This is a genomic window from Bacillus sp. VA15 (genome assembly GCF_055721145.1).
The window spans coordinates 202,628-224,685 of record NZ_JBVQPQ010000008.1 but is presented as its reverse complement, the minus strand read 5'-3'; the positions used below and the strand labels follow the sequence as shown (position 1 = coordinate 224,685).

At 39.4% G+C, this 22,058-nt stretch carries 18 protein-coding genes and 1 pseudogene; 6 read left to right on the top strand and 13 right to left on the bottom strand.

All coding sequences use genetic code 11. The features are described from left to right. Nucleotides 1-208 precede the first annotated feature (208 nt). From AC0DBE_RS19110 to AC0DBE_RS19090, 5 genes are all read left to right on the top strand, one after another. Nucleotides 209-661: a hypothetical protein gene (locus AC0DBE_RS19110; protein WP_014115360.1), complete on the top strand. Its 453-nt coding sequence runs from the start codon at nucleotides 209-211 to the stop codon at nucleotides 659-661. A gap of 74 nt (nucleotides 662-735) precedes the next feature. Next, on the top strand, nucleotides 736-1,515 hold the full coding sequence (locus tag AC0DBE_RS19105; protein WP_472963356.1) for a membrane-spanning protein: 780 nt from the start codon (nucleotides 736-738) through the stop codon (nucleotides 1,513-1,515). Beyond that, nucleotides 1,502-2,293 carry a hypothetical protein gene (locus tag AC0DBE_RS19100; protein ID WP_014115362.1) on the top strand — a complete coding sequence of 264 codons (792 nt, stop codon included), beginning with the start codon at nucleotides 1,502-1,504 and terminating at the stop codon, nucleotides 2,291-2,293. The genes AC0DBE_RS19105 and AC0DBE_RS19100 overlap by 14 nt, the downstream gene beginning before the upstream one ends. Before the next feature lie 840 nt (nucleotides 2,294-3,133). Continuing rightward, entirely contained in the window at nucleotides 3,134-3,793 is a 660-nt protein-coding gene (locus AC0DBE_RS19095) for an ATP-binding cassette domain-containing protein (protein ID WP_014115364.1), read from the top strand. A 27-nt stretch (nucleotides 3,794-3,820) separates the two neighbouring features. Next, nucleotides 3,821-4,339, top strand: coding sequence for a hypothetical protein (locus AC0DBE_RS19090; protein WP_014115365.1), 519 nt, complete (start codon nucleotides 3,821-3,823; stop codon nucleotides 4,337-4,339). Between the two features lie 70 nt (nucleotides 4,340-4,409). Here AC0DBE_RS19090 and AC0DBE_RS19085 read toward each other — a convergent pair whose 3' ends face one another. From AC0DBE_RS19085 to AC0DBE_RS19025, 13 genes are all read right to left on the bottom strand, one after another. Continuing rightward, the gene (locus tag AC0DBE_RS19085; protein ID WP_014115366.1) at nucleotides 4,410-5,486 is read right to left on the bottom strand and encodes an MraY family glycosyltransferase; all 1,077 of its coding nucleotides are present in this window, start codon (nucleotides 5,484-5,486) and stop codon (nucleotides 4,410-4,412) included. Between the two features lie 144 nt (nucleotides 5,487-5,630). Beyond that, nucleotides 5,631-6,824, bottom strand: a complete 1,194-nt coding sequence (tuaH, locus tag AC0DBE_RS19080; protein WP_472963367.1) for a teichuronic acid biosynthesis protein TuaH — start codon at nucleotides 6,822-6,824, stop codon at nucleotides 5,631-5,633. 28 nt (nucleotides 6,825-6,852) lie between these two features. Then, nucleotides 6,853-7,611 (bottom strand): teichuronic acid biosynthesis protein TuaG, encoded by a 759-nt coding sequence (tuaG, locus tag AC0DBE_RS19075; protein ID WP_014115368.1) that lies wholly within the window; start codon nucleotides 7,609-7,611, stop codon nucleotides 6,853-6,855. A gap of 23 nt (nucleotides 7,612-7,634) precedes the next feature. Further along, the gene (tuaF, locus tag AC0DBE_RS19070) at nucleotides 7,635-8,315 is read right to left on the bottom strand and encodes a teichuronic acid biosynthesis protein TuaF (protein WP_014115369.1); all 681 of its coding nucleotides are present in this window, start codon (nucleotides 8,313-8,315) and stop codon (nucleotides 7,635-7,637) included. A gap of 28 nt (nucleotides 8,316-8,343) precedes the next feature. After that, nucleotides 8,344-9,810, bottom strand: a complete 1,467-nt coding sequence (tuaE, locus tag AC0DBE_RS19065) for a teichuronic acid biosynthesis protein TuaE (RefSeq protein WP_472963351.1) — start codon at nucleotides 9,808-9,810, stop codon at nucleotides 8,344-8,346. An 85-nt stretch (nucleotides 9,811-9,895) separates the two neighbouring features. Beyond that, nucleotides 9,896-11,281: a UDP-glucose 6-dehydrogenase TuaD gene (gene tuaD, locus AC0DBE_RS19060; protein ID WP_472963349.1), complete on the bottom strand. Its 1,386-nt coding sequence runs from the start codon at nucleotides 11,279-11,281 to the stop codon at nucleotides 9,896-9,898. Nucleotides 11,282-11,342: 61 nt separating this feature from the next. Continuing rightward, nucleotides 11,343-12,512: a teichuronic acid biosynthesis protein TuaC gene (gene tuaC / locus AC0DBE_RS19055; protein ID WP_472963347.1), complete on the bottom strand. Its 1,170-nt coding sequence runs from the start codon at nucleotides 12,510-12,512 to the stop codon at nucleotides 11,343-11,345. Continuing rightward, a complete protein-coding gene (gene tuaB / locus AC0DBE_RS19050; protein WP_041521199.1) occupies nucleotides 12,509-13,960 on the bottom strand; it encodes a teichuronic acid biosynthesis protein TuaB in 1,452 nt (483 codons plus the stop codon). Before tuaB ends, tuaC begins: the two co-directional genes overlap by 4 nt. 55 nt (nucleotides 13,961-14,015) lie before the next feature. Next, nucleotides 14,016-14,675, bottom strand: coding sequence for a sugar transferase (locus AC0DBE_RS19045; protein WP_014115374.1), 660 nt, complete (start codon nucleotides 14,673-14,675; stop codon nucleotides 14,016-14,018). A gap of 234 nt (nucleotides 14,676-14,909) precedes the next feature. Further along, nucleotides 14,910-16,814, bottom strand: coding sequence for a glycosyltransferase family 2 protein (locus AC0DBE_RS19040; protein WP_014115375.1), 1,905 nt, complete (start codon nucleotides 16,812-16,814; stop codon nucleotides 14,910-14,912). A gap of 219 nt (nucleotides 16,815-17,033) precedes the next feature. Continuing rightward, nucleotides 17,034-18,521: an N-acetylmuramoyl-L-alanine amidase gene (locus AC0DBE_RS19035; protein WP_072565356.1), complete on the bottom strand. Its 1,488-nt coding sequence runs from the start codon at nucleotides 18,519-18,521 to the stop codon at nucleotides 17,034-17,036. An 87-nt stretch (nucleotides 18,522-18,608) separates the two neighbouring features. Further along, a complete protein-coding gene (locus AC0DBE_RS19030) occupies nucleotides 18,609-20,762 on the bottom strand; it encodes a SpoIID/LytB domain-containing protein (RefSeq protein WP_472963344.1) in 2,154 nt (717 codons plus the stop codon). A 27-nt stretch (nucleotides 20,763-20,789) separates the two neighbouring features. Continuing rightward, nucleotides 20,790-21,113, bottom strand: coding sequence for a hypothetical protein (locus AC0DBE_RS19025; protein ID WP_242733798.1), 324 nt, complete (start codon nucleotides 21,111-21,113; stop codon nucleotides 20,790-20,792). Nucleotides 21,114-21,409: 296 nt separating this feature from the next. Between AC0DBE_RS19025 and tagU the strand changes: the two are divergent. Further along, a pseudogene (tagU, locus tag AC0DBE_RS19020) lies at nucleotides 21,410-22,034 on the top strand (polyisoprenyl-teichoic acid--peptidoglycan teichoic acid transferase TagU); the annotation flags it as partial. Between the last annotated feature and the right edge of the window lie 24 nt (nucleotides 22,035-22,058).

Genomic DNA, 22,058 nt, shown 5'->3' with positions numbered 1-22,058 from the left:
CTGAAAACCCTAAATTAGCTAAACATTATATCAAGAATTATGCTATGGAGGATAGTCACGGTTCTCCTGTTAATGTAAAAATTAAAGCAAGAGGTTATAGAGGAGCCGCTAGTTATAATTGGCACTCCCGTGGTGTATGGAGCCCTGATTCCATCTAAAAAGTTTAAGTTGGTCCTTTAATTTTAAATTGTGAATAAGGAGAATCATATTGAAGACTAAATTAAAAAAACTTATTGGAGCTATAACTATTGTAAGTCTTGTATTGACAGGGTTTGCCGTAAGCAATGCAAGTGCTAAAGGAAATACCAAAGATACTAATTTTTCTTTTCATTTCACCAACAGTACAAGTGGAAAATATGAATATACTGGTTCAAGAGAAAAACGTGATAATACAAGCGCTTATATGAGCGTTAAAAGCATTAACATGACAGGTTCTGTTCATTATTATGCAGAACTTGTTACCAGCTCCGGAAAAAGTTTCTCAAAACGGTATAGAAACGTATTTGGAAACAATTTCAGATTATACCCTAAAACCCAATACTTAAAAAACTATGCTCATGAGGATTATAAAAAAACCATTAAAGTAAAAATTAAAGCAACAGGTTATGGAACAGTTAATAGTTGGGGGGCTTCTGGAGTTTGGAGTCCTGATTCTATCTAAAAGGTTATTAATCTCAGATGATAAGATATGAAAGTTTCTTTCATATCTTATCCTTTATGTAAAGGAGATTTGCAATGTTTAAAAGCATAACAACTAGAGGTTTCACTAAAAGTACAACTTTATTTATTTTAGTTTTAGGTTCAATTATTGCTATCTTAGATGTGATAGAAAATAATGTTATTCACTTAAAACCATCTGATTATTGGGATTATCCTCTTGGCGTATATAACTGGTGGTTTTTATTTAACCCAGAAATATACCTTTCAATCATTATCACTGTTTTTCCATTGCTAGCATCAGTACCATATGCAGATTCTTATATAGAAGAAAAGAAAAGTGGATTTTTAAAGAATATTCTACTAAGGCAAAACAAAAACAAATATTTAATAACAAAGTTTTTCGTTAACTTTTTAGTTGGTGGGATGGCATCGATTGTTCCGCTTGTATTAAACTTAGTAGTTTATTTCTCCTTACTACCAGCTATTAAACCAAACCTATACTTTGGTAATATTCCTATTATTAGTTTTTTGCCTGATTTATATATAAACCATCCTTTAATATATATAATTTTAAGAATTGGAAACTGTTTTATGTTTGGAGGCATTTTTGCTTCAGTTGCTTTGACCTGCAGTCTTTTTGTCGAAAATCGTTATATAGTTATTGGAATACCTTTTTTTATTTACACAATTTTAGACATTATTTTAGACACATTACACTTTCAAAGTTACTCTCCGCTTAAATTTTTGTTTTTAGATGTCCCCTTTACATATGGAATCTACGTCATTACAGTTATAACAATAATCATACTATTTGTTGTCTTTTGTGTTGGAGGTAAAAAGAGTGAGAACATTTAGACTCTTCATTTATGTATGCAACCAAACTAAATATTCAATATTCTTAACTGTATATCTCGCTGCTTTACTCATGTACTACCAAATAAAAAATAATATTGACCTTGATCAGCTTTCGATATTTGATTTCCTATCTGACTTAAACGGTATCATGGGTCTTACTAATAAAAATGTGATGATTTTTATACTTATCCCAATTATTTGTTTGACAGTACTATTAATTATGAAACAAGAAGAAACATATAATAAAATAATTAAATTACCATCTAGAAAATCGGTGTGGAATAAACATGTAATAATTTCATTGGTTTATATCTTTCTATTGACATTCACTTTAGTCTTTGGAGGATATATAATTGGTGGATTAATTTTTGGTTTTGATAATAAATGGATAGGAAACAACGGACAAATTACTGTACTTTTAAACGAAAACAAGATACCGAATCCAGAACACTACTTAGATAAGCTTTCAACATTTAATATTTTAATAATTATATTTTCCACTAAGTTTTTGTGCTTATCAATCGTAGCATTAATTACGGGCATCATTAAAACCATTATAAAAAATAGCAGCTTGACTCTCTTATGTATATGCATATACAGTTACATTGATGCTATGTATTTAAATCCTTCTTTATTTATAAATAAATCTATCATCGATGTCAATAACTGGTTGAATTTAAGAAGTGTATTAATTAATAATATGTATTTCATCATCTTACTATTTGCTGTGTATTTAATTGGCCGAGAGTTATATTCGAGAAAGGACTATCAAAATTAGGAGGAAAAATGCTAAATGATATAAATATTGTATCCGAATTACTAATAAGAGATATACGTAACAATTTTCACAGAAACAAGTGGAAGTATTTATTACTTAGTATATTAATATGTTATATGTCAATAATAAACTCTAATCAGTTTGAAGATGCGTCTATAAGTATAATTGAACTTTTTTATCTAAACTTTAAGGATGTAGGCTTTATAGATAAATATGAATTAAGCAGTGTCCCAACAATTTGGATTATTATAAATGTTTTCGTGATATTTATATGTGGTGATGCATTGTACTATGATAGCAAATTAAATCTTTACCTTTTATTAAGAGTTCAAAAAATCCATCTATATTGGATTTCTAAAACATTGTTTATTATTTTAAATATAATCAGTACCTATCTAATTTTGTTTCTTGTTACATATATAGTAGGTTTGATATATAACTTAGACTCTTTACATTGGAACATGCGGGCTGTCAATATTATAAATGACTTAAGATATGTACAGGTTTCTGAAGGAGAACTTTTAATTACAATTTTCACGCTATATGTTTTAACATCTATATCACTGACTTTAATTCATGTATTTTTATCCCTTAATTTAAATTCTAACTATAGTTTTCTAATAGTTGCTATCGTCATATGTCTTTCAATATTTATAAATCATCCATTGCTCCCAGCAATACATTCAATGATTCTTAAACATACTATTTTTGAACCAAGTCATCATCTAACGCTTCAATATTCAATATGCTATAACGTCTTGTTAAGCATTTTTTTATTTATTGCTATTTACATTTCTTTATTAAAAAGGGACTTAATTTAAATGAAAGCAGAGGATTAACATGTCAAAAAGTACATATTTAAAAGTAGATCACCTTACAAAAAGAATAAGAAAGCAAGTCCTAATTGACGATATCAGTTTACAATTAGATCGAGGAAAAATTTATGGATTCACAGGGAAAAATGGATCGGGAAAAACAATGCTATTTAAGGCTATATGTGGTCTTATTAAACCATCAAGCGGATTTATAGAAATTAACGGGAAAAAACTTGGGGAAAAAATTTCTTTTCCAGAAAGTGTTGGAGCTATAATAGAATATCCAGGATTTTTACCTAACTATACAGGGTTTAAAAATCTTAAAATGATAGCGGATATAAAAGGAAAAATCACTAAGGATCAAATAAAAAACACAATAGAATCCGTCGGTTTAAACCCTGATGATAAAAGAAAATTTAAAAACTATTCATTAGGTATGAAGCAAAGACTTGGAATTGCCCAGGCAATTATGGAAGATCCAGAACTTATTATTTTAGATGAACCTACCAATGCTCTTGATAAAGATGGAATATCTCTTGTAAAAGATTTATTAATAGATTTAAAAGAGAAGAACAAATTAATTCTTCTTGCTAGCCATGAATCGGAAAGCTTAAAATTTCTTTCAGATGAAATTTTCACGGTTGAGAAAGGAAAAATTATCAATCATATAATACTAAAATCATAAGACATAAAATTCAAGGGAGAATTTTAAATGTTTAAAAAGAAAAAATATATACTATTACTAATAACTCTTTTTATATTATTTTTTGTTTATCGTGTCTACATAATAAACAAAAATGTTCCTACTGAATTTTCAATTGAGTATTTCCATAAAAAGGAAGTGATAAAATGTGAAAATATAAATATAAAGATTTTATCTTCTAAAATAGGAGACGCAAAAAACAACAATATAACACCAATAACAATTGAAGCAGAAATTAAAAATAAAAATGATCATGTAACAACTGATGGAGCATTGTTTATAGAAACAATGCTCGGTATAAACAATTATACAAGCCAAACCAATGAAGGCAATTTTGATATGAACAATTTAAAAAAAATGAAGCCCCACCAGTCAACTAAAATTAAATTGGTTTATCAGGTTAATGACTTTGCCCTTGAAAATAAAAGTAAAAATTTAATTTTGTATTTGCCAACTAAATTGTATAATAATGAAGCACACGATAAATATAATCAAGGGATTCGTTATGCTAAAGCAATTAAGCTATAAATAATATTAAAAAAAGGATTTCTAAGTTGAAAGTATTATCATCAACTTAGAAATCCTTTTTCGTTTGTTTTTAATTTCTTTTCACCAGCCGTTTATAAAATTTCGTAAACGGCTTAAATTTTTCATTCACAAGTCCTGTCACTTCCGCTATGATCTGCATAAAAATAATTAAAATGAAGATAATAAACAAAGAGAACCAAATTGTGGCACTTTTAAGTACAATTGCACAGATACTGAATATAAACCCTATCAGGTAAATAACAATAACCGACATCCGATGTGAAAGGCCAAATGCCATCAATCTATGGTGGATATGCGACTTGTCGGGTGCCGATATCGGCTGTTTGTTTAATATTCTCCTGATGATAGCAAATGTTGTATCAAAAATTGGCACGCCTAAAATAATAACCGGTATAACGATACTGAACAATGTTACGCTTTTATACAGACCTAATAATGAAAGAATCGAAATACTATACCCTAAAAAAAGTGATCCTGTATCACCCATAAAGATTTTTGCCGGGTGAAAGTTGTAAAACAAAAATCCAAGTGTGCTGGCGATCACAACCAATGAGAGCGACAGAATCAGTACTTTTCCGCCGGATAGCGCCATAACGGCGATTGTTGACAAGCCAATAACAGAGAGACCGGCGGCAAGGCCATCCAATCCGTCAATCAGATTAATCGCGTTTGTAATGCCAACAATCCATAATACAGTCAGCGGATAAGCCAGCCATCCTAACTCAAATCGTTCTGCTAAAAAAGGCACTGAGAAAAAGTCCATTTTTAAGCCAGTGCTTACAATCATAATGGCTACACCTAATTGAATCAAAAACTTAACTTTTGCACTTAATTGATATTTATCGTCAAGAATACCTAACACAATAATGATGAATGCTCCGACTGTAATAGCCGTCATTCTTGTTTCTGTGTAAATACCGGATGCAAGCACACCTGCAACCACCCCGATAAATATGGCCAGCCCGCCCATCCGGGGCATAATTTTGTCATGTACTTTTCGATTGCTGGGCTGATCAACTGCACCTATTTTAATCGCAATCCTTTTTACGATTGGGGTTATGATTAAAACTGTAAGCAGCGAGACAATAAACGCAACAACAATGCGAATCATGCGTTCGTCAAGCATAAAGAAGTCTCCTTTGGAATTAAATGAAGTCTTTATTTATATAGAGAACCGTTCCTTCCATTATACCTTCTCCTTAGTTATTATAACAAGCTTCATCAAAAAGAAACACGTTTAATCAAAAAACGCGCATCCCAAATTATAGGACTACGCATGTTTTTGAATCCCTGTATATTTCATAATTTGTTTAAATAAGCAATTCCAATCCTGTGCGCGGGCGATGTTTCTGCGTATTTCTTTATACGTTTCATCTCCGTTTTGGCCGATTACTTTTTCGCACGCAGCTATAAAATCAAGCGGATGATCGCCTTCTACATATTCGTATACATACGGCTTTTTCATTTTTGAAGTTGACGGAAGATTAGAACCGACAACAGGCTTTCCAGCCGCTAAAAATTCAAATAGTTTCAGCGGAAACACAGCTTGATTATACGATGATTTTTTATATGGCATGATGCCAATGTCAATAAGCTCCATATAATGCGGAACTTCTTTTGGGTCTGCCGGGCCGGTCCATATAACATTGGGAAGTCTCAGAAGCTCTTGAAACGAAACGTCGCCATTGGTGGCATCCGGGCCAACCCATAAAAATGTCCACTCAGGCTTTTGGAGCGCAGCCTCTTCAATCATTTTAAAATCGAGCTTAGGTTTAATCCCGCCGATAAAGCCTAATACTGTTCCTTCTCTACCCTGCAATATGCTGCGATCAGGAGCCGGTTGATTTGCAGAAAACAGCTCATATTCAACACCGTTTTCGACAGTATGCACCTTTTCTCGCCCTTCAGTCAGTTTTTTATCTACTTCTTTGTGAAGATAATCCGATGAACAGGTAATGGAATCTGCACGATATATAATTCTCAGCTCCGCCGATTTAATGACTTTTCGCCGGAATTCAGACAGCAGATTTGAACGGCCGCTGATCGGCGCCGCCCATAAATCACTGCAATCATAAATGACATGATCCCAGGGATACAGCGATGACAGCAGCGGGAACCCGGGGAACGTATACCATAAACAGCAGCGTTCACCGTTTGCAGAAGCAGAGGTCAGTTCATCAAGTAATGGTGAGAGCTTATGTCTGTAAAACACATCTGTGTATCGTCCGAAACGAAACATTTTTTTCTGCAGCAAGTCTTTGATAGCGAATTGCCTGATGCCTGAATGAACTTGCTGAAATTCATTTCCTTGGGGGCGCGGAGCCGGACACACCCAAATGACTTCCTTCGTTTCCTCCTGAGCAGCTAAAAATTCCGCCAGTCGATGCCTTCTGTATCTCAATTGGTCTTTTCCCCATTCGGCAGTGGCAACGATGACATGAATGATTGCTTCTTTTGTTTCCACCTTCATCACCTTTTCTCTCTGTTTGCGGCTATAATCTCTTTTTCACCGCATTTTTTGCATATTGAACAAAACACCATGTTGCTTTCATTAAATGTAGACGTTCGATCTCCCTATAGACAAACCACGTTTTTTTCGCAGCCTTCCATTTGTTGCTGGATATCGAGTTATTTACAAGCCGATATTCAGCCAGGCATTCATTCATACCATATGCGGTAAATCCCTTTTTCAAAAGAGACAGCCATGTGGCCAAGTCCTGTCTCGTTCTGATATTTGGCATTTGGATCTGTCCCGTTTGCTCCCTGTCAATCATCACCGTCAAGCAGCCGATAATCGTATTTTTCAGAGCGTCATCGTACGTCAGGCTTTCCGGAGCATGAATAAATTTATCGAGCGGGGTCCCGTCCTGCGCCATTAAGCTGTAGCCTGTGAAAGAAAACGCACAGGAACGTTCCATCATAAACTCAAGCTGCTTTTCCAGTTTGTCTTCTTTCCATTTGTCATCACTATCCAGAAATGCTACGTAACGTCCTTGAGCGCGCTCCAATGCTTTATTGCGAGCAACTGCAGCTCCGCTGTTCTCGTCCAGATACACCACATGAATTCTTTCATCTATCTTTTCATACTGCTGTAAAATGTCGCGTGTGCCATCCGTTGAGCAATCATCCACGATAATCATTTCCCAATGAGAGTGGCTCTGATCTAACACTGAATGAATCGTGTCTTCAATATAGTCACGCGCATTAAAGGAAGGCGTAATGACAGATACGAGAGGTTTCCAATTGGTCATGATCACATCTCCATCGTATGATTTTAAAAGGATTCCCTGAAAAATTCAGGAATGACAACGAACATAAAGGCAATCGTGAGGCCAATCATAACGCCGAGAACCGCTTTCTTTTTCGGAGACATTCCGCCGCCTGCTGTCTCACCTACGGTTTCAGAATCCGTGACACTGGCCGCTTTCAAATTAAGCTGCGTGTTTTTCAGCTCATACAAAAATCTCTCTTTATCCACTTTGGAATCCTCGCTCACCGACTCGCCTTCGAGCGCATCTATGCTGCGGCGGATGACGGCTTCTCTTTCTGCATACAGTTTTTGATCGTTTTTGAGAAAAGCAGAGGAAATGGCATTTAAGACGGATTCCGTTTTATCCTTATCCTTGTCGCTATAACTCAATGTCAGCAAAGATTTGGATTCCATTTTGATGGTAAGCTTCTCTTTGATCTCTGCCAAATCTTCATCCTTTTCGCCAGGAAGCGCCTCCTTCAAAAAAGAGTCGCTCTTGAGCAAAAGGGGAATCTCCTCTATGCTGTTATAAACCGGATGGTCATATCTCCCCACAGCTAAAGTGTCCTCAGCTGTATAGCTCTTTTGATCAGCGATCTGTGACGGCAGGATATACCCCGCCGCACCTAATATAATGGGCACTGCTATTATCCAAATGATATTTTTTTTAATGCGACGGGCTATTCTTATCAATATATCGTTCATATAAGTCTCCCTGCTTTTTGTAGTCTGTTTATCTGTACATCGGTTCAGGCATCTGTCTGGATCGCCTTAACACATTGACGGCGGCGATGACGAGTGCCAGAAATACCCAATGGAAAAATAAATTTGAAACAGAGCTTGGGCTGATACTAGATACCAGAAAACTGACCAGAGCAGTAATAAGCCCTTCTGTGATCAGTTTTGACTGATTTTCTAATTTTCTTTCATAAAATTTATAAAGCACCCATATGAGGTAGGCATAAACGGCCAGATATCCCAGCATGATGAACAAGCCAAAGTTAGTAAGGATTTCAACGAGCCAGTTGTGCACCTCTGCCACATTGTCAGTATCATATAAAGCATTGTGCTCAAGATAGTAGGATACATTCCCTGCTCCGACTCCGAATCCGTATGAATCAAGGAAAAAGTGCCATGCGTTTTTCAGCAGATTGGCCCGGGCCACATTTGATGGAAGCCTGTCATGAAATGAATGCAGTGTCTGTGGTGCCAGAAACAGCTCCCAAAACTTTGAATAAATTCGGCTGGCGAAAAGAACTGCAAAAATGGCAATTCCCGCCGCTGACAGCCATATGGCCATTTTCTTTAGAACAGGCGGCAAAACAATGAAGATATAGACAGCAATGCCTGCAAAAATCCCCAGAAGGCTGGCTCTTGAACCAGTGGCAAAAATTAAATACAACGTACAGAGCGAAAGCACAAAGCCAATCGCCTTGATGTATCCATTCTTTATGTTTTTCATCAAAGTGATGTAAAAAAAGAAGCTGATTGATAAAAAGGTCGCAAAGTCATTTTGATTAAAAAATACCGAGGTCGGATAATGCTGCTTATATTCCGGTCCGCTGTACAGCGTGGAACTCGGGAGATGATGATGGGTGATATGATTGTAAAAACCAATGATCATCAGGAATACTGTCATCACCAGCCAAATGGCATAAACAATCATCAGCCGCTCCATTTTTTGCACATACATGACAATGAGGTAAATGAAGAAAATTCCCATTGCCAATAAGGCCAAATATTTGATGCCGGCTGTCACCGACTTAGCCCATAGCAGAGAAACAAGGCCGTATATAAACCAAAAGGCGAAAAAGAGCAATATCCCTTTCACTTGCAGTCCGTTCCATCTTTCAATATGTGTTCGATTCCGAACCATCCCGATCACATGGAGGCACCCCGCTGCAATGAGCAGAAGCCTGTAAAGGAACAAACTGAAAAACCCAAGATGTATCGCGAAAAATGCATTATTTAAAAAAGTGCAGGCGATCAAAATATAGATTACAGCCATAAAGAGCCGTTCTTTTGTTGTAAATGCGGTTGCAAGCGTCAGCGCAAACAGACCGATCGCCAACACCGCAAGCAGGGCAGCCATCTGTACGAAACCTATATCTTTACGGATGGCTCCCAGCAATAGGACGACTCCAAATATGACAGCGGCCAGTAACGCAAGCGTATGGACCGCTGAACGTTTGATACTCACATGTTTAACCCCTTTCCTGATGTTTCAGGAGCCGGCGGCCGAGCCTAGCAGCCGGCAGCTTCAACCAAGTAACACTTTTTTCTTTTTATAAATTAACGCTCCCAAAGTCTTTAGCCAACTCCTCGAGCGGCAAGCCCGGAAAATACTTGTCAGAAGGTTCCGTTCCCCGAACAGCAGGACGGCCAATAGAGTGGTAAATGTATCCTGCTACCTGCATCTCTTCAAGTGAAAATAAATTTCTGCCGTCGATGATGATTGGCTGTTTTAAGAGGGTTTTCACCTTTACAAGCTCCATTTCTTTGACTTCCGGCCAGTCCGTTAAGATCAGGCAGGCATCTGTGCCCTCAATCGCATCATACACATCTGTGTAATACTCGAGCTGTTCGCCAAGGATCGCTGAAGCTTCAGGAATAGCGATCGGATCGTATGCTTTTACATGTGCGCCCAGCTGTTGCAGCATCGGAATAATATCAAGAGCGGGAGCGGATCTCACATCGTTTGTATTCGGCTTGAAGGCCAATCCGAGGACGGAAATGGTTCTTCCTTTGATGCTTCCCATAACAGTTAAGAGTTTATCTACAATATGAACGCGCTGCTTTTCGTTCGTTTCAATGACAGCTTCGATGAGCTTAAATGGATAGCCAGCCGATTTTGCGATTTGAAGCAGTGCGGTTGTATCCTTAGGAAAACAGGAGCCGCCAAACCCAATACCCGCTTTTAGAAACTTTCTGCCGATACGGCTGTCAAGCCCCACGCCATCAGCAACTTTTGAAACATCTGCGCCGACTCGCTCACAAATGTTTGCGATATCGTTGATAAAGGAAATCTTTGTCGCCAGAAACGCATTCGCGGCGTATTTAATCATTTCTGCACTTTCTAAGTTTGTTTTAATGACAGGAGCATGGAAAGGCTGGTGCAGATCCTCAATGATGGCAGCTGCTTTATGACTTGTTGAGCCAATCACGGCACGCTCCATCTTCATCGTGTCATGAATCGCTGAGCCCTCCCGAAGGAATTCAGGGTTAGATACAACATCAAACGAGAATCTTCCCTTTGAAGCTTTTTGAACGATAGATTGAACGAGTTTTCCTGTTCCGACCGGGACTGTGCTTTTATTTACGATCACTTTATAGCCGTTGAGGTGCTCACCAATTGTTTTCGCTGCCGCTTTTACGTATGTTAAATCTGCTTCACCTGTTTTGGACATCGGCGTTCCGACTGCAATATAAATAATGTCTGACGCCCGAATGGCGGACGGGATATCGTTAGTAAAGGACAGACGCTGATCCAGCACATTTTTTTCAACTAAGTCTGCAAGCCCTGGCTCATAGATCGGGATTACCCCATTTTTCAGACTTCTGATTTTTGATTCATCGATATCACAGCAAACAACTTTATTGCCAATCTCCGCAAAGCAAGTGCCTGACACGAGTCCTACATAACCTGTTCCAATGACAGCTATCTTTTTCACAGTGCTCATCCCTCTCCTGTAAAATGACCTTCCTATTTATATTGGTCGCAGTTTCTTACGATTAAACGGACGTTTTCATGACCGTCTGATACTGATGATGCAAGGCCTTGGCATTTTTTCCGGCGTCAAATTGAGCCTGCACGATTTCATACAAATCATCTGCTACTTCTGGTTTCCAAATTTGCTCATGTTCGTACAGAGCGATCGCCTCCGCCAAGGCTTGAGCCGATTTCGGTTGAATCAACAGATGCCGATGCTTTCCGAATAACGATGCCACACCGCCAACATCTGTACTGATGACAGGAACCCTTAGCGCCAGCGCCTCAATCACGACAGTCGGCATCCCCTCACTGTAAGAAGGAAGCACGAACATGTCTGCCGCAAGCAAATAGTCTCTTACCTTATGATTCGGCACTTGGCCTGTGACGATATGTCCTTTCTGGGTCAGCATTGATTTTGCCGGACCATCCCCGACAAAGACTGCCTTAGGAGGTTCCTTCAACGATTCGATGGCTTCAGACAGTTCAAAAATGCCTTTCTCCCTGACGAGCCGGCCCACATAGACGGCCAGACGCTGACCGAGCGGGAGCCCGAGTTTTTCTCTGATTTCTTCTTTTGTCTGCTTATTCTCCTGAAAGCGGCTGAGCTGTATGCCTATCGGCAAAACCGAGCTTTCAAAGCCAGATAGCTTTTTGGTTTCTTCCTGGAGCTTGTCGCTGACTGCTAAAACGGCTGACGCAGAACCTACCGCACGATTGAAGGCTTTAAACGCCCCTTTGCTGTAATGCGGATAGACATTCACATCACTTCCGTGCAAGGTCAGAACATAAGGAATTCGCTCTGACTCCGACACGACTGCCGCAGCCCCGCCCGATGGCATGGCAAAATGCGCATGAATTAGATCCGGATGTAAGTCGTGCTGTTTCATTGTTTTTAAAACAGATGATGCGATTCTTCGGTGAGGCTGCGCCCACTTCAGCTGGCCGGGAACTGCTCGATAGAAAGGCCGGTAAACCGGTATCCCCTTCCTAATCTCATACTCCGGTCTGGCATCCTTTTTTCGATATGCCTTTTTCAGCATGCGGACAGGCGCAGAGTGAAAAGGCCTTGGGCATATGACGGTGATATCAAGCCCGAGCTTTTGCAGCTCTTGCACCTGTGTCTCATGAAACACACCCTCACCGGGTTTCAGGCTGCTCGGATATACGCTTGTGATCCACAAAATCTTCATGACAAACGCCCTTTTCTTAGTAGTTTGCTTTTCGTTTGAGGGTACGCTTTTACTAAAAGAAAGAGATAGCATAGCGCCCCGGCCGCCACTGAAATGGCCAGCCGCATTTCTGCCTGCAGACTGAAGTGTTCCGTACCTAGGCTTACACCAAACGCGATGATGGCCATCACGGCTGTGAGCAGAAACGGCTTGATAATCGACTGGAAATAAGCTGAAAGGTTAAGTTTGATGACATAAGCCAGCAGCCAGCGTCCGATCAGGAAATTGAAAACGCTAATGATGGCGTATACCCATGCGACTGTCAGCAGACTTCCCGTTTGAACGGCTGCAAATAATGACAATCCGTACAGCAGCAGTACACCGGAATCCCAATAAAACGCTAAGTCCGCTCTTCCTTTAGCAAGAAGCACAGATCCATTTGGATTCATGAGCACTCTGAGTATCCCGACAATGGCCAGAACATTTAGGACTGGAACAGCCGCAAGCCATTTTTCTCCGAAAACTGCTGCGATAAAGGCGTCTGACACAGACACGAGCCCGATTAACAGCGGAAACGAAACAAGCGCCAGCATTTTTGTCATATTCAGAAAGCCTTCTCTGATCACGCTGTTTTCATATTTATTTTTTGCGAAAACAGGGAATGCCACGCGTGTCACGATCGGATTGATCTTCAAAACCGGAATGGTGACAATCTGGTAAGCAAGGTTATAAATCCCCAATGCTTCAGCACCAATAAAACGGCCGATCAATATCATATCGATATTCGCTCCCAGCCTATTCACAAGGCGGGATGAAAGCTGAAAGGCTCCAAAGGAAAAGAACGCCTTCATTCCCCTCAAGTCAAAAACAAAAGCGGGGTGCCATTTTTTCCGGTATACGGCCCAATATAAAATCCCTTTACTGGACTGCAGCAGCACTTGAGAAATGACGTACGCCAAAATTGCATCCATCATAAAAACCGCTACAGCTAAATATCCGAATGACAATACATTTGAAAAAATCTCAATTTTGCTTAACGTATTAAAATGCAGCTGCTTTTGCAGCATATACTGATACTGCTGTCCGATTGGCGCGATCAAAAACATAATCGCTAAAATCCGAATCAGAAACACCAGCTCTTCCCTTTGATAAAATCCCGCAATGACGGGACTGCTCACATATAAAAGAACAAACAGCAAAACGCCGGTCATAATGTTAAGCCAATATAATGTTGACATCTGGCGCTCCGTCGCATCATCTCTCTGAATTAACGCTGCGCCAAAACCCATATCAAGCACAATCTGGGCGAAAACTGTAACCGTTGTGATCATGCCGACGAGTCCAAATTCCGTTAAGGTCATCATATTTCCTAGCAGTGCAAACTGAACGATTTGTATGATTGTAATACACATGGTTGAAATACTTGTCCACTTTGCACCGCTCAAGATTTGTTTAGTAATACTTGGCATCATATTCCCTACTTCTTTTTAAGCTCAGATTGATGGTGAATGCAGGCATTCAGTTTTATCTTGCACCATCACCTGTCCAGACTACTTTACAAGTTTTTAACATAATTTTTAATTCCAAAGTGAAAGTCAGATTGCGAATGTAATATAAATCAAATATCAGCTTTTCCTTCGGCGTCATATCGTAACCGCCGTTCACCTGAGCCCAGCCGCTCAATCCCGGTTTAACAGCCAGACGCTGTGTAAAGCCTGGAATCTCATTCTGGAATTTTTCCGTAAACACAGGACGTTCCGGACGAGGGCCAATCATACTCATATCGCCTTTCAGCACATTAAATAGCTGAGGAAGCTCATCAATTCTCGTTCTTCTGATAAAAGCTCCGATCCTCGTCACCCGCGGATCTTGCTTCTGCGCCCAAACAGCACCGGACTTCTCGGCATCTATTTTCATGGAACGAAGCTTATAAAGCTTAAATGGTTTCCCGCCTTTCCCTACGCGTTCCTGCGTATATATGGCAGGCCCCGGCGTCTCCAAACAAATCAATATTGAAAATACCGCAATCATTGGCAGCGCAATCGCCAATCCAATGAGCGCAAACCAAATATCCATTACGCGTTTTACTGCCAAATAACGAGCCGTCTTTTCAGATAATGTAAATGAATGTATTTGCTGGACTGAGAATTCACGACTCACATTCATGCTTTTCTCTGCACTCACTGACACACACCTCACGATTTGTTTGGGATGTTATGATGACCTATGCCAGTCAGTTTAGCAGACGGATGTTAATTGGATGTAAATGGTATGTTAAGAAGTGTGAATTTGTTATTTTTTCTGACATTTAATCGTAAACTTTTTATTGTTTTAGACACTTTTTTTAAAAATTAAGCATATTGTATAAAAAAAGAGACAAACCATTTTGCAGATTTGTCTCTTTTCGCTGCGAAGCATTTAATATTGAAAATAAAATTTTGATTTAGAGGTTAGCAGCTTGTACTGAACTTCAACCATTTTATTGAAGAATAACATGGATTTTCGTTCCACGCTTTTTGTGTCTAGGATAATTGCTTGGTTATCTACTTTTGCACTGATTTTATTTTGAGAAGTGTTTATCGCAAATTGAATTAATCGCTCTTTCTTTACATGAGCTAGCTGTTCAAGCAAACTCTGCACGTTTACCGTCAATTTTGTGCAATTAGGCTCTAAATCAATACGTTTTACTGGTAATGAAATTTCAGACTGTCCAGTATTCACAATGATTTTTGAATGATTTGGCAAACAGATTTGCTTATCTTTAAAAACAAATGATAAATCTTTTGATTCTGTCTGATAGGAAAGTTCAGCTGCTGTATATGCATGTTTCTTGATATCAATCGAAAGATTATCATAGTTCATTGTAAAATATGGTCTAGCGCTGAAGATAAATAAAGCATTATGTCCTAAATACATCGTCTTGGTTGAATATTTGTACGGGGCTCGTTTGTTTCCGATTCTTCCCCTTAGTTTATAGCCATCTATTGATGATTCAATAAAGAAATCCCAAACGCCTAAGTCTTCTTCAGCAGATGCTAATTCACCAAACTTACACTCAAATGTAAACGTAGAATTTTCAAATGAGACTGGAGAAATATATTTTTCTGCTTTCGTATTGCGATGAACAAACACTCCTGTTAGCGACTGATTACAATTTGTTTCATCATCCGCTAATTTGTGTTTAATCGTTCCCTCAATCCTGAGGCAGCGATCTCTGAATTCAATATTCTGCAAATGATGTTCAAGCTTGTTTTTATAATTTACCTTTAACAATTCTTCAGAGATGGGATACCCCTCTAAGCTTGGATAACGTGCAATTAAATTCCCATTATGCACAGTACAGAACTTTTTAATGTCCTGCTCCTCTCGTTCATATTGGGTTAATCCTTGCAAATCATTATTTCGAATAAACAGCAGCCTTAATTTAATATGCGGAAGTACAAATTGATCCACCTCTTCAGGCACTGTTCGAATAAATGATGACAGGTATTGAAACCACTCTGCTCTTACTTCTTCTTTTTTTATTTTAATGGTGACATTTCTGGTCCGAGAAAAATCAAAATGCCTATTTAAAAATACTGCCATCAGCTTAATTTTTCTGTCTTCTTCAAGGTCACTGGCTCTAATTGCACGAATAATATCTTCCATTGCCTCATAAAAATTATCCGGAGAAACATAAGCGCTACTCATATGATCTCCGTCTCGTTTGACAGCATAGTAATAATCATAGTCAGCTAAAACAGATATCTTCTTTGCTTTCAAATATGCCTTCATCGTAAAGACTTGATCCTCTGCTGCCTTTATATGAGTAGGAAAAGTTATCTGATTCTCTTTTAAAAGTGATGTCTTATATAATTTTGTAGGTCCCAGACTAAAAACAATTCTAGAATCTACCAAATCAACATCGGAGTTTGTTTCATTAAACATTGATTTCGGAACGCCTCTGCCGTTTACCCCTTTTAATTTCCCCAAAGTAATATCAGATTGATTCTCCTTTGAGAAATTATACCATCTCAATAATGCTTCATTTCCTAAATAATCATCGGAATCAACAAATAGAATGTATTCACCCTTGGCAATTTTTATAGCATCATTCCGCGGAGCACCTGGACCGCCTGAATTTACTGTTCTTTCAATAACAACAACATTTTCATATTTCTTTTTATATTGATTCAAAATGTCTAAAGATGAATCCGTAGATTTATCATCAACACATATAATCTCATAATCCTCTTTTGGCATCGTTTGATTAACTAAGCTGTCAAGACATTCGGAAATAAGATCTTCTGAATTATATACAGGGATAACAATGCTTATTTTCATCGATTACCTCACTACCCTAATGGATCGGTTATATTTTTGCCTAATAATTATATCAAATACATCTGTTAATAAGAATAGGCCTAACCTTAAATTTTGTTAAACTTTTACATAGCATTTAGTATACCTTTAAAATTTTTCTCATTTTATCGTATAAAAAAGCTTGCCGGCAATTCCTGATGGGTTCTGCCGGCAAGCCGCTATCAATGTATACAAATTTTCCTAATAATAACCAATGATTCCTTCATATATTGCTTGAGCTGCTTTTTCTTGGTACAAAGCACTCTTTAGTTTACTTGCGTCGTTCACATTTGATATGAATGCCAGCTCCACTAAACTGCTTGGCATTGTTGATTCTCTGATAACATGGAAATTCCCGATTTTCACGCCTCGGTTTTGAGTATTGAGTGCTTTATAGAGTCTGTTTTGTATTTCTGTCGCAAGCCGTTTGCTGTTATCTGCCTCATACTTTGTATAATAGTATGTTTCAGTACCGGTTGCAGCAGGACTCGCTGAATTGGCATGAATACTCACGAACAGGTTTGCATTATTGCTTTTAGCTTTGGCAACCCGTTCAGAAAGCTCTAAAAAAACATCTGTAGATCTGGCCATAACCGGAATCGCTCCGCCTGCAGAGAGTTTGCTGTTTACAATCTTTGCTACGGCAAGATTAACGTCTTTCTCCTTTAATCCGTTACCGACGGCACCGCTGTCATAGCCCCCGTGTCCGGCATCCACAAATACCTTTTTGCCTACAATTACATTTTTCAGCTGGTTGACGACATTAGTTGTAACAGAGATAGTACCCCCGAGTACAGTGAACGTATTCTTGCTGTTTGAACCGATGACTGCTCTTGTGGCAGTCGGCAGTGAGCCGGCATCCGTAAATAGCATTGGACGATTTTGTTTAGCCGCCAGAACGGAACCCGCTAGAGCATCCGCATATTGATAGCCATTGCTGACAAAAGCGGCTTTTGATGAAGAATAATATTTTTTCGCTATGTTTGCAGCCACTTCGAAACGGCTGTTTCCGCCGATTCTTGTTGGTGAAGGAAGCTGGCTGTAAACACTTTTTGAGACACTGATTTCTCCCCCGACCACAATAGTCGATGTTGTTCCTTTGCTGCTCATCGCATTTTTCGTTGGTTCAGGAATGGAGCCTGCAGTCGTCAGAAGAATGGGAATGCCATTACGTGCAGCATAAGAACCGATTGCCAGACTGTCAGCATATGCCGTTCCATTTGCGATTACTGCTTTTGAATTTGAAGACAATTTTTTAGAAATATTTTGAGCAACTTCGTAACGGCTTCTTCCGCCGATTCGTTCCACTGTGGAAACACCCAAATTTTTAATTTCACTTACAACATTGTTAGACACACTGATCGATCCGCCAATGACGATGACCTTGCTCGGTTTAAGCTGGCTGATTCTGTTTTTCGTCGGTGTAGTCAGTTTAGATGATTCCGTTAATAGTATCGGAGCATTGTATTTATAAGCCAGAGGAGCAGCCGTTAATACATCGGCATATGCTGTTCCGTTCGCCACAACAACCGTGCTCGCACTGCTCCATCCTTGTTTTGAAACATTTACAGCAACCTCATATCTGCTTGCTCCATCCAGCCTTGTAACAGAGTTGGCCGCAAACACATTTGGTACAAATAACACGACTCCTAATATCAGCATCGGTATGCTTTTAAGAAAGATCCGCAAAGATAGTCCCTCCAAAGATTGATTATGATTCGTACATCAAATAACGAACGAAGGAGGCATACGCCTCCCTGGACTGCTATCAATCTTTTAATAGCTTGATAGAGTCGTTCCTGGATAGTAAAAACTTAAGATCGTTGTATAGGATTGTCCGGCAGCAGCTCTGGCATTGGCTCCGTACTGGCTCATGCCTATGCCATGTCCGTATCCTTTGCCGCTGATGATAAAGGCGTTTGTATTGCTTGAGACAGACGCATATGTACTCTTCATATTCGAAGCTCCAAGCATTGTTCTCAGCTCTGTAGTTGGTACAGAAATTGTTGCTGTTTTTTCACTCAGGCTTCCATTTGAAAGAATGTAGCCATTTGATTTTTCTTTCACGAAATATGAGAATGTTACACTTGCTGTTTCCGGCCGCTGACCGGCAGTTTTCTCCGTGCTGAATTTCACACTGGATATGTTCGTGATTTTGATAGACTCGGCACTGCTATATTTATTTTTAATAAACCAGCTTTTCAAACCGCTCAAATAGGCTGAGTTCGTTTCATTTTTAGTGCTCCACCAGGATCCCGGGCTTTTCAGATTCAGACTGCTTTTATCAAGCTGGGTTTTGTTTAAAGACAGAGACCAGCTGATTTGCGGGTCGTACGTATCTTTTTTGGCGATTAAATAAGGAAGCTGGCTGCTCCACACCTCGCCGCTCGCTTCTGTGTAGCCGCCGTTACTTGAGGAATACGTAGCCGAAATCAAATTGCCATTGTGTTTCAAAACTTTTCCTTTTGTAGCTTCTACTACTTCTGAAGTTTTCGAATTCCAGTCATATCCGCCATATACCTGAAAAGCGGTGGTGTCTTGTACTTCTTTTCCGGCCGAGGTGATGGAATAAGTTCTGGCAGCGACAGCTTGAGCTTTAAGCGCTTCTTTCTGCCAGCTCGCCGGCATCTCATGAGGTACAACACCCTTTAAATAATCTTCAAAAGGGATATCCACATTGATCGGACGAACGTATTTGCCTGACTCAATCGTAAATTTCATGTTTCCGAGATATGGCGTTCCATTCAGACTGATAGAATTTGTCGTTGCATATTTTTTAGGATTTGCTGTGAAAGAAGTTCCAAGCGTCTTGATGGCAGTGCTGTTTTTATAAAGCACTAGATTTCCGCCGGATAACTTGACTGTAAAGCCAGTTCCTGCAAAAGTATCTGCCAGTTTGTTCTTTAGCGTATCGCTGATGGAGATGCTTCCTCCAAGCAGCGCAAATGACTGAGTTCCTTTTGTTGCAACTACATCAGCGACTGGTGACGGCAGGCTGCCGGGTTCAACTAGCAGTAAAGGACTGCCTTGCTTCGCGGCAAGCACAGACCCCGTCAATGCGTCCGCAAAGGTTTGACCGTTTGACATGAATACCTTTGTTGCTTTCATATTTAATTCTTTTACGATATTGGCAGATACCTCATACCGGGAAACCCCGCCAATCCGTTTCACAGTCGCCTGCTTTTCTAAAGTTGCTTCCACGCCAGTGCTGACACTCAACGGACCGCCGACTATTGTTACGTTGCTCGGAATTTTGTAATCGCTGCGGATGTTATTGTCTCCCGCAAGTAAAATCGGATAACCGTTCATTGCAGCATATGGCGCGATTGACAGGGCATCTGTAAAGACCATGCCCGTAGCCACTACTGCCTGGCTGTAATTCCCCATTCGATCGGCTATGTTTTTAGAAACTTCGTAACGGGTTGCTCCGCCAATCCGATCGATAGAACCGTATTTTTTTAATGTATTTTCTACATTTTTAGAGATACTGATTGTCCCGCCAATGATAAGAATATTGTCAGGATTTAGTTTTGCAATTTCGCTTTCTGTTTTTGGTGTTAGCGAATCTGAGTCTGTTAATAGAATCGGTGCATCGTACTTTTTGGCAAGCGGTGTTGCTGAGAGCGCATCTGCAAAAGCGTCTCGATTCACAACGACCACAGTCGTTGGATTTGTCCATCCGGCTGAAGCTACATTATTGGCAACATCAAAACGGGTTGCTCCCCCATATCGCTCTGTATCCGCAATTCTTGAGCCGGGAATTTCATAACCGCCTGTGATATCGACATCCAAGCTTGATTTGCTGCCTACATAATTACTCAGCTTAACAGAAATGGTTTTATCAGCGGCTTTCGCAGACTGCATAAACGATGGGCATGCTAAAGCTGCCGCAGTGACTGATGATAGAAGCAAGAGCTTCATTTTTTTCAAAATATGGAACCCCCTAAGAAGTTTTTATTACTTTGTCTCAAGATCCTTAAGCATTAAGACACCATTTGAATCCTTTGTATATTTGACCACAACTTTTTGTCCTTCTGAAATGCTGTTCATTTTGTCCTGAAGGTCTGAACCAACCTGAATCGAAGTCTCTGTACCATCAATAGTGACTGCAATCGTATGGCTGTCCGCCAAACCGGCAAATGTTCCTTCCTTCGTTACAGTCTCTTCAGCAGCCGCATCCTGGCTACCTGAATTTGTTTCTGAACCTGATGAGTTCTCAGTTGTCCCGCACGCAGACAAAAGAAGCAGCATTGAGAACATTAAAATAGCAAATTTTTTCATTCCTATATCACCTCTCCACTTTTTATCGACAATTTTAAGCTTATTTTAAGATTTCTTTCAAAACAACGAAAAATTTTTGCGGATTTTTTTAAAATACCGAAATATTTGTACCCGTCTACTGTGATGAATTAGAAAATTTTTAGTCATTTTCAAGTATTAAGAAATTTATAATTGATTGCACTTGATTACAAAAAAGTCGAGAAAATTTATTATGAGAGCTGAAAAATTGAAAGGTATATTTTAAATTAGCCATTGTGGCGTTTGTAAGTGGAACTGGCGGCTATGCATACTACTTAGACATGGTCAGCATTCCGCGTGACACATATACAAAAAATTATCGGGAAAGGCACAATGGATAAAATCAACCATTCATATGCATTCGGCGGTACGCAGATGACGGTTGACACGGTTGAGAACTTCCTCGATGTTCCGGTTGATTATTTTGTAAAAGTGAACATGGAAAGCTTTAGAGACGTTGTTGATACACTTGGCGGCGTCACAGTAAACAGCACATTCGCGTTCAGCTATGACGGTTATTCGTTCGGCAAAGGAGAAATCACGCTGAACGGAAAAGAGGCGCTCGCCTATACCCGGATGAGAAAAGAAGATCCAAGAGGCGATTTTGGCCGTCAGGACCGCCAGCGCCAAGTGATCGAAGGAATCATTAATAAAGGCGCAAATATTTCTTCCATCACGAAATTTGGAGATATGTTTAAAGTCGTTGAAAAAAATGTGAAAACGAATTTGACCTTCGATGACATGTGGGATATTCAATCCGACTACAAAGGCGCTCGTAAAAATATCAAACAGCATGAATTGAAAGGTACTGGCACGAAAATCAACGGAATTTACTACTATCAAGCAGATGAAAGCGCCCTTTCAGATATCACAAAAGAGCTGAAGGAAAGCCTCGAAAATTAAAACAAAAAGAAGCTTCGCACAGTG

Bases quoted from the DNA above. Each gene is read 5' to 3' on its own strand.
- AC0DBE_RS19040 (WP_014115375.1), bottom strand. From the start codon at position 16,814: ATGAAAATAAGCATTGTTATCCCTGTATATAATTCAGAAGATCTTATT.
- AC0DBE_RS19090 (WP_014115365.1), top strand. From the start codon at position 3,821: ATGTTTAAAAAGAAAAAATATATACTATTACTAATAACTCTTTTTATA.
- AC0DBE_RS19085 (WP_014115366.1), bottom strand. From the start codon at position 5,486: ATGCTTGACGAACGCATGATTCGCATTGTTGTTGCGTTTATTGTCTCG.
- tuaF (WP_014115369.1), bottom strand. From the start codon at position 8,315: ATGAACGATATATTGATAAGAATAGCCCGTCGCATTAAAAAAAATATC.
- AC0DBE_RS19025 (WP_242733798.1), bottom strand. From the start codon at position 21,113: ATGAAAAAATTTGCTATTTTAATGTTCTCAATGCTGCTTCTTTTGTCT.
- tuaB (WP_041521199.1), bottom strand. From the start codon at position 13,960: ATGCCAAGTATTACTAAACAAATCTTGAGCGGTGCAAAGTGGACAAGT.
- tuaG (WP_014115368.1), bottom strand. From the start codon at position 7,611: ATGACCAATTGGAAACCTCTCGTATCTGTCATTACGCCTTCCTTTAAT.
- AC0DBE_RS19105 (WP_472963356.1), top strand. From the start codon at position 736: ATGTTTAAAAGCATAACAACTAGAGGTTTCACTAAAAGTACAACTTTA.
- tuaC (WP_472963347.1), bottom strand. From the start codon at position 12,512: ATGAAGATTTTGTGGATCACAAGCGTATATCCGAGCAGCCTGAAACCC.
- AC0DBE_RS19095 (WP_014115364.1), top strand. From the start codon at position 3,134: ATGTCAAAAAGTACATATTTAAAAGTAGATCACCTTACAAAAAGAATA.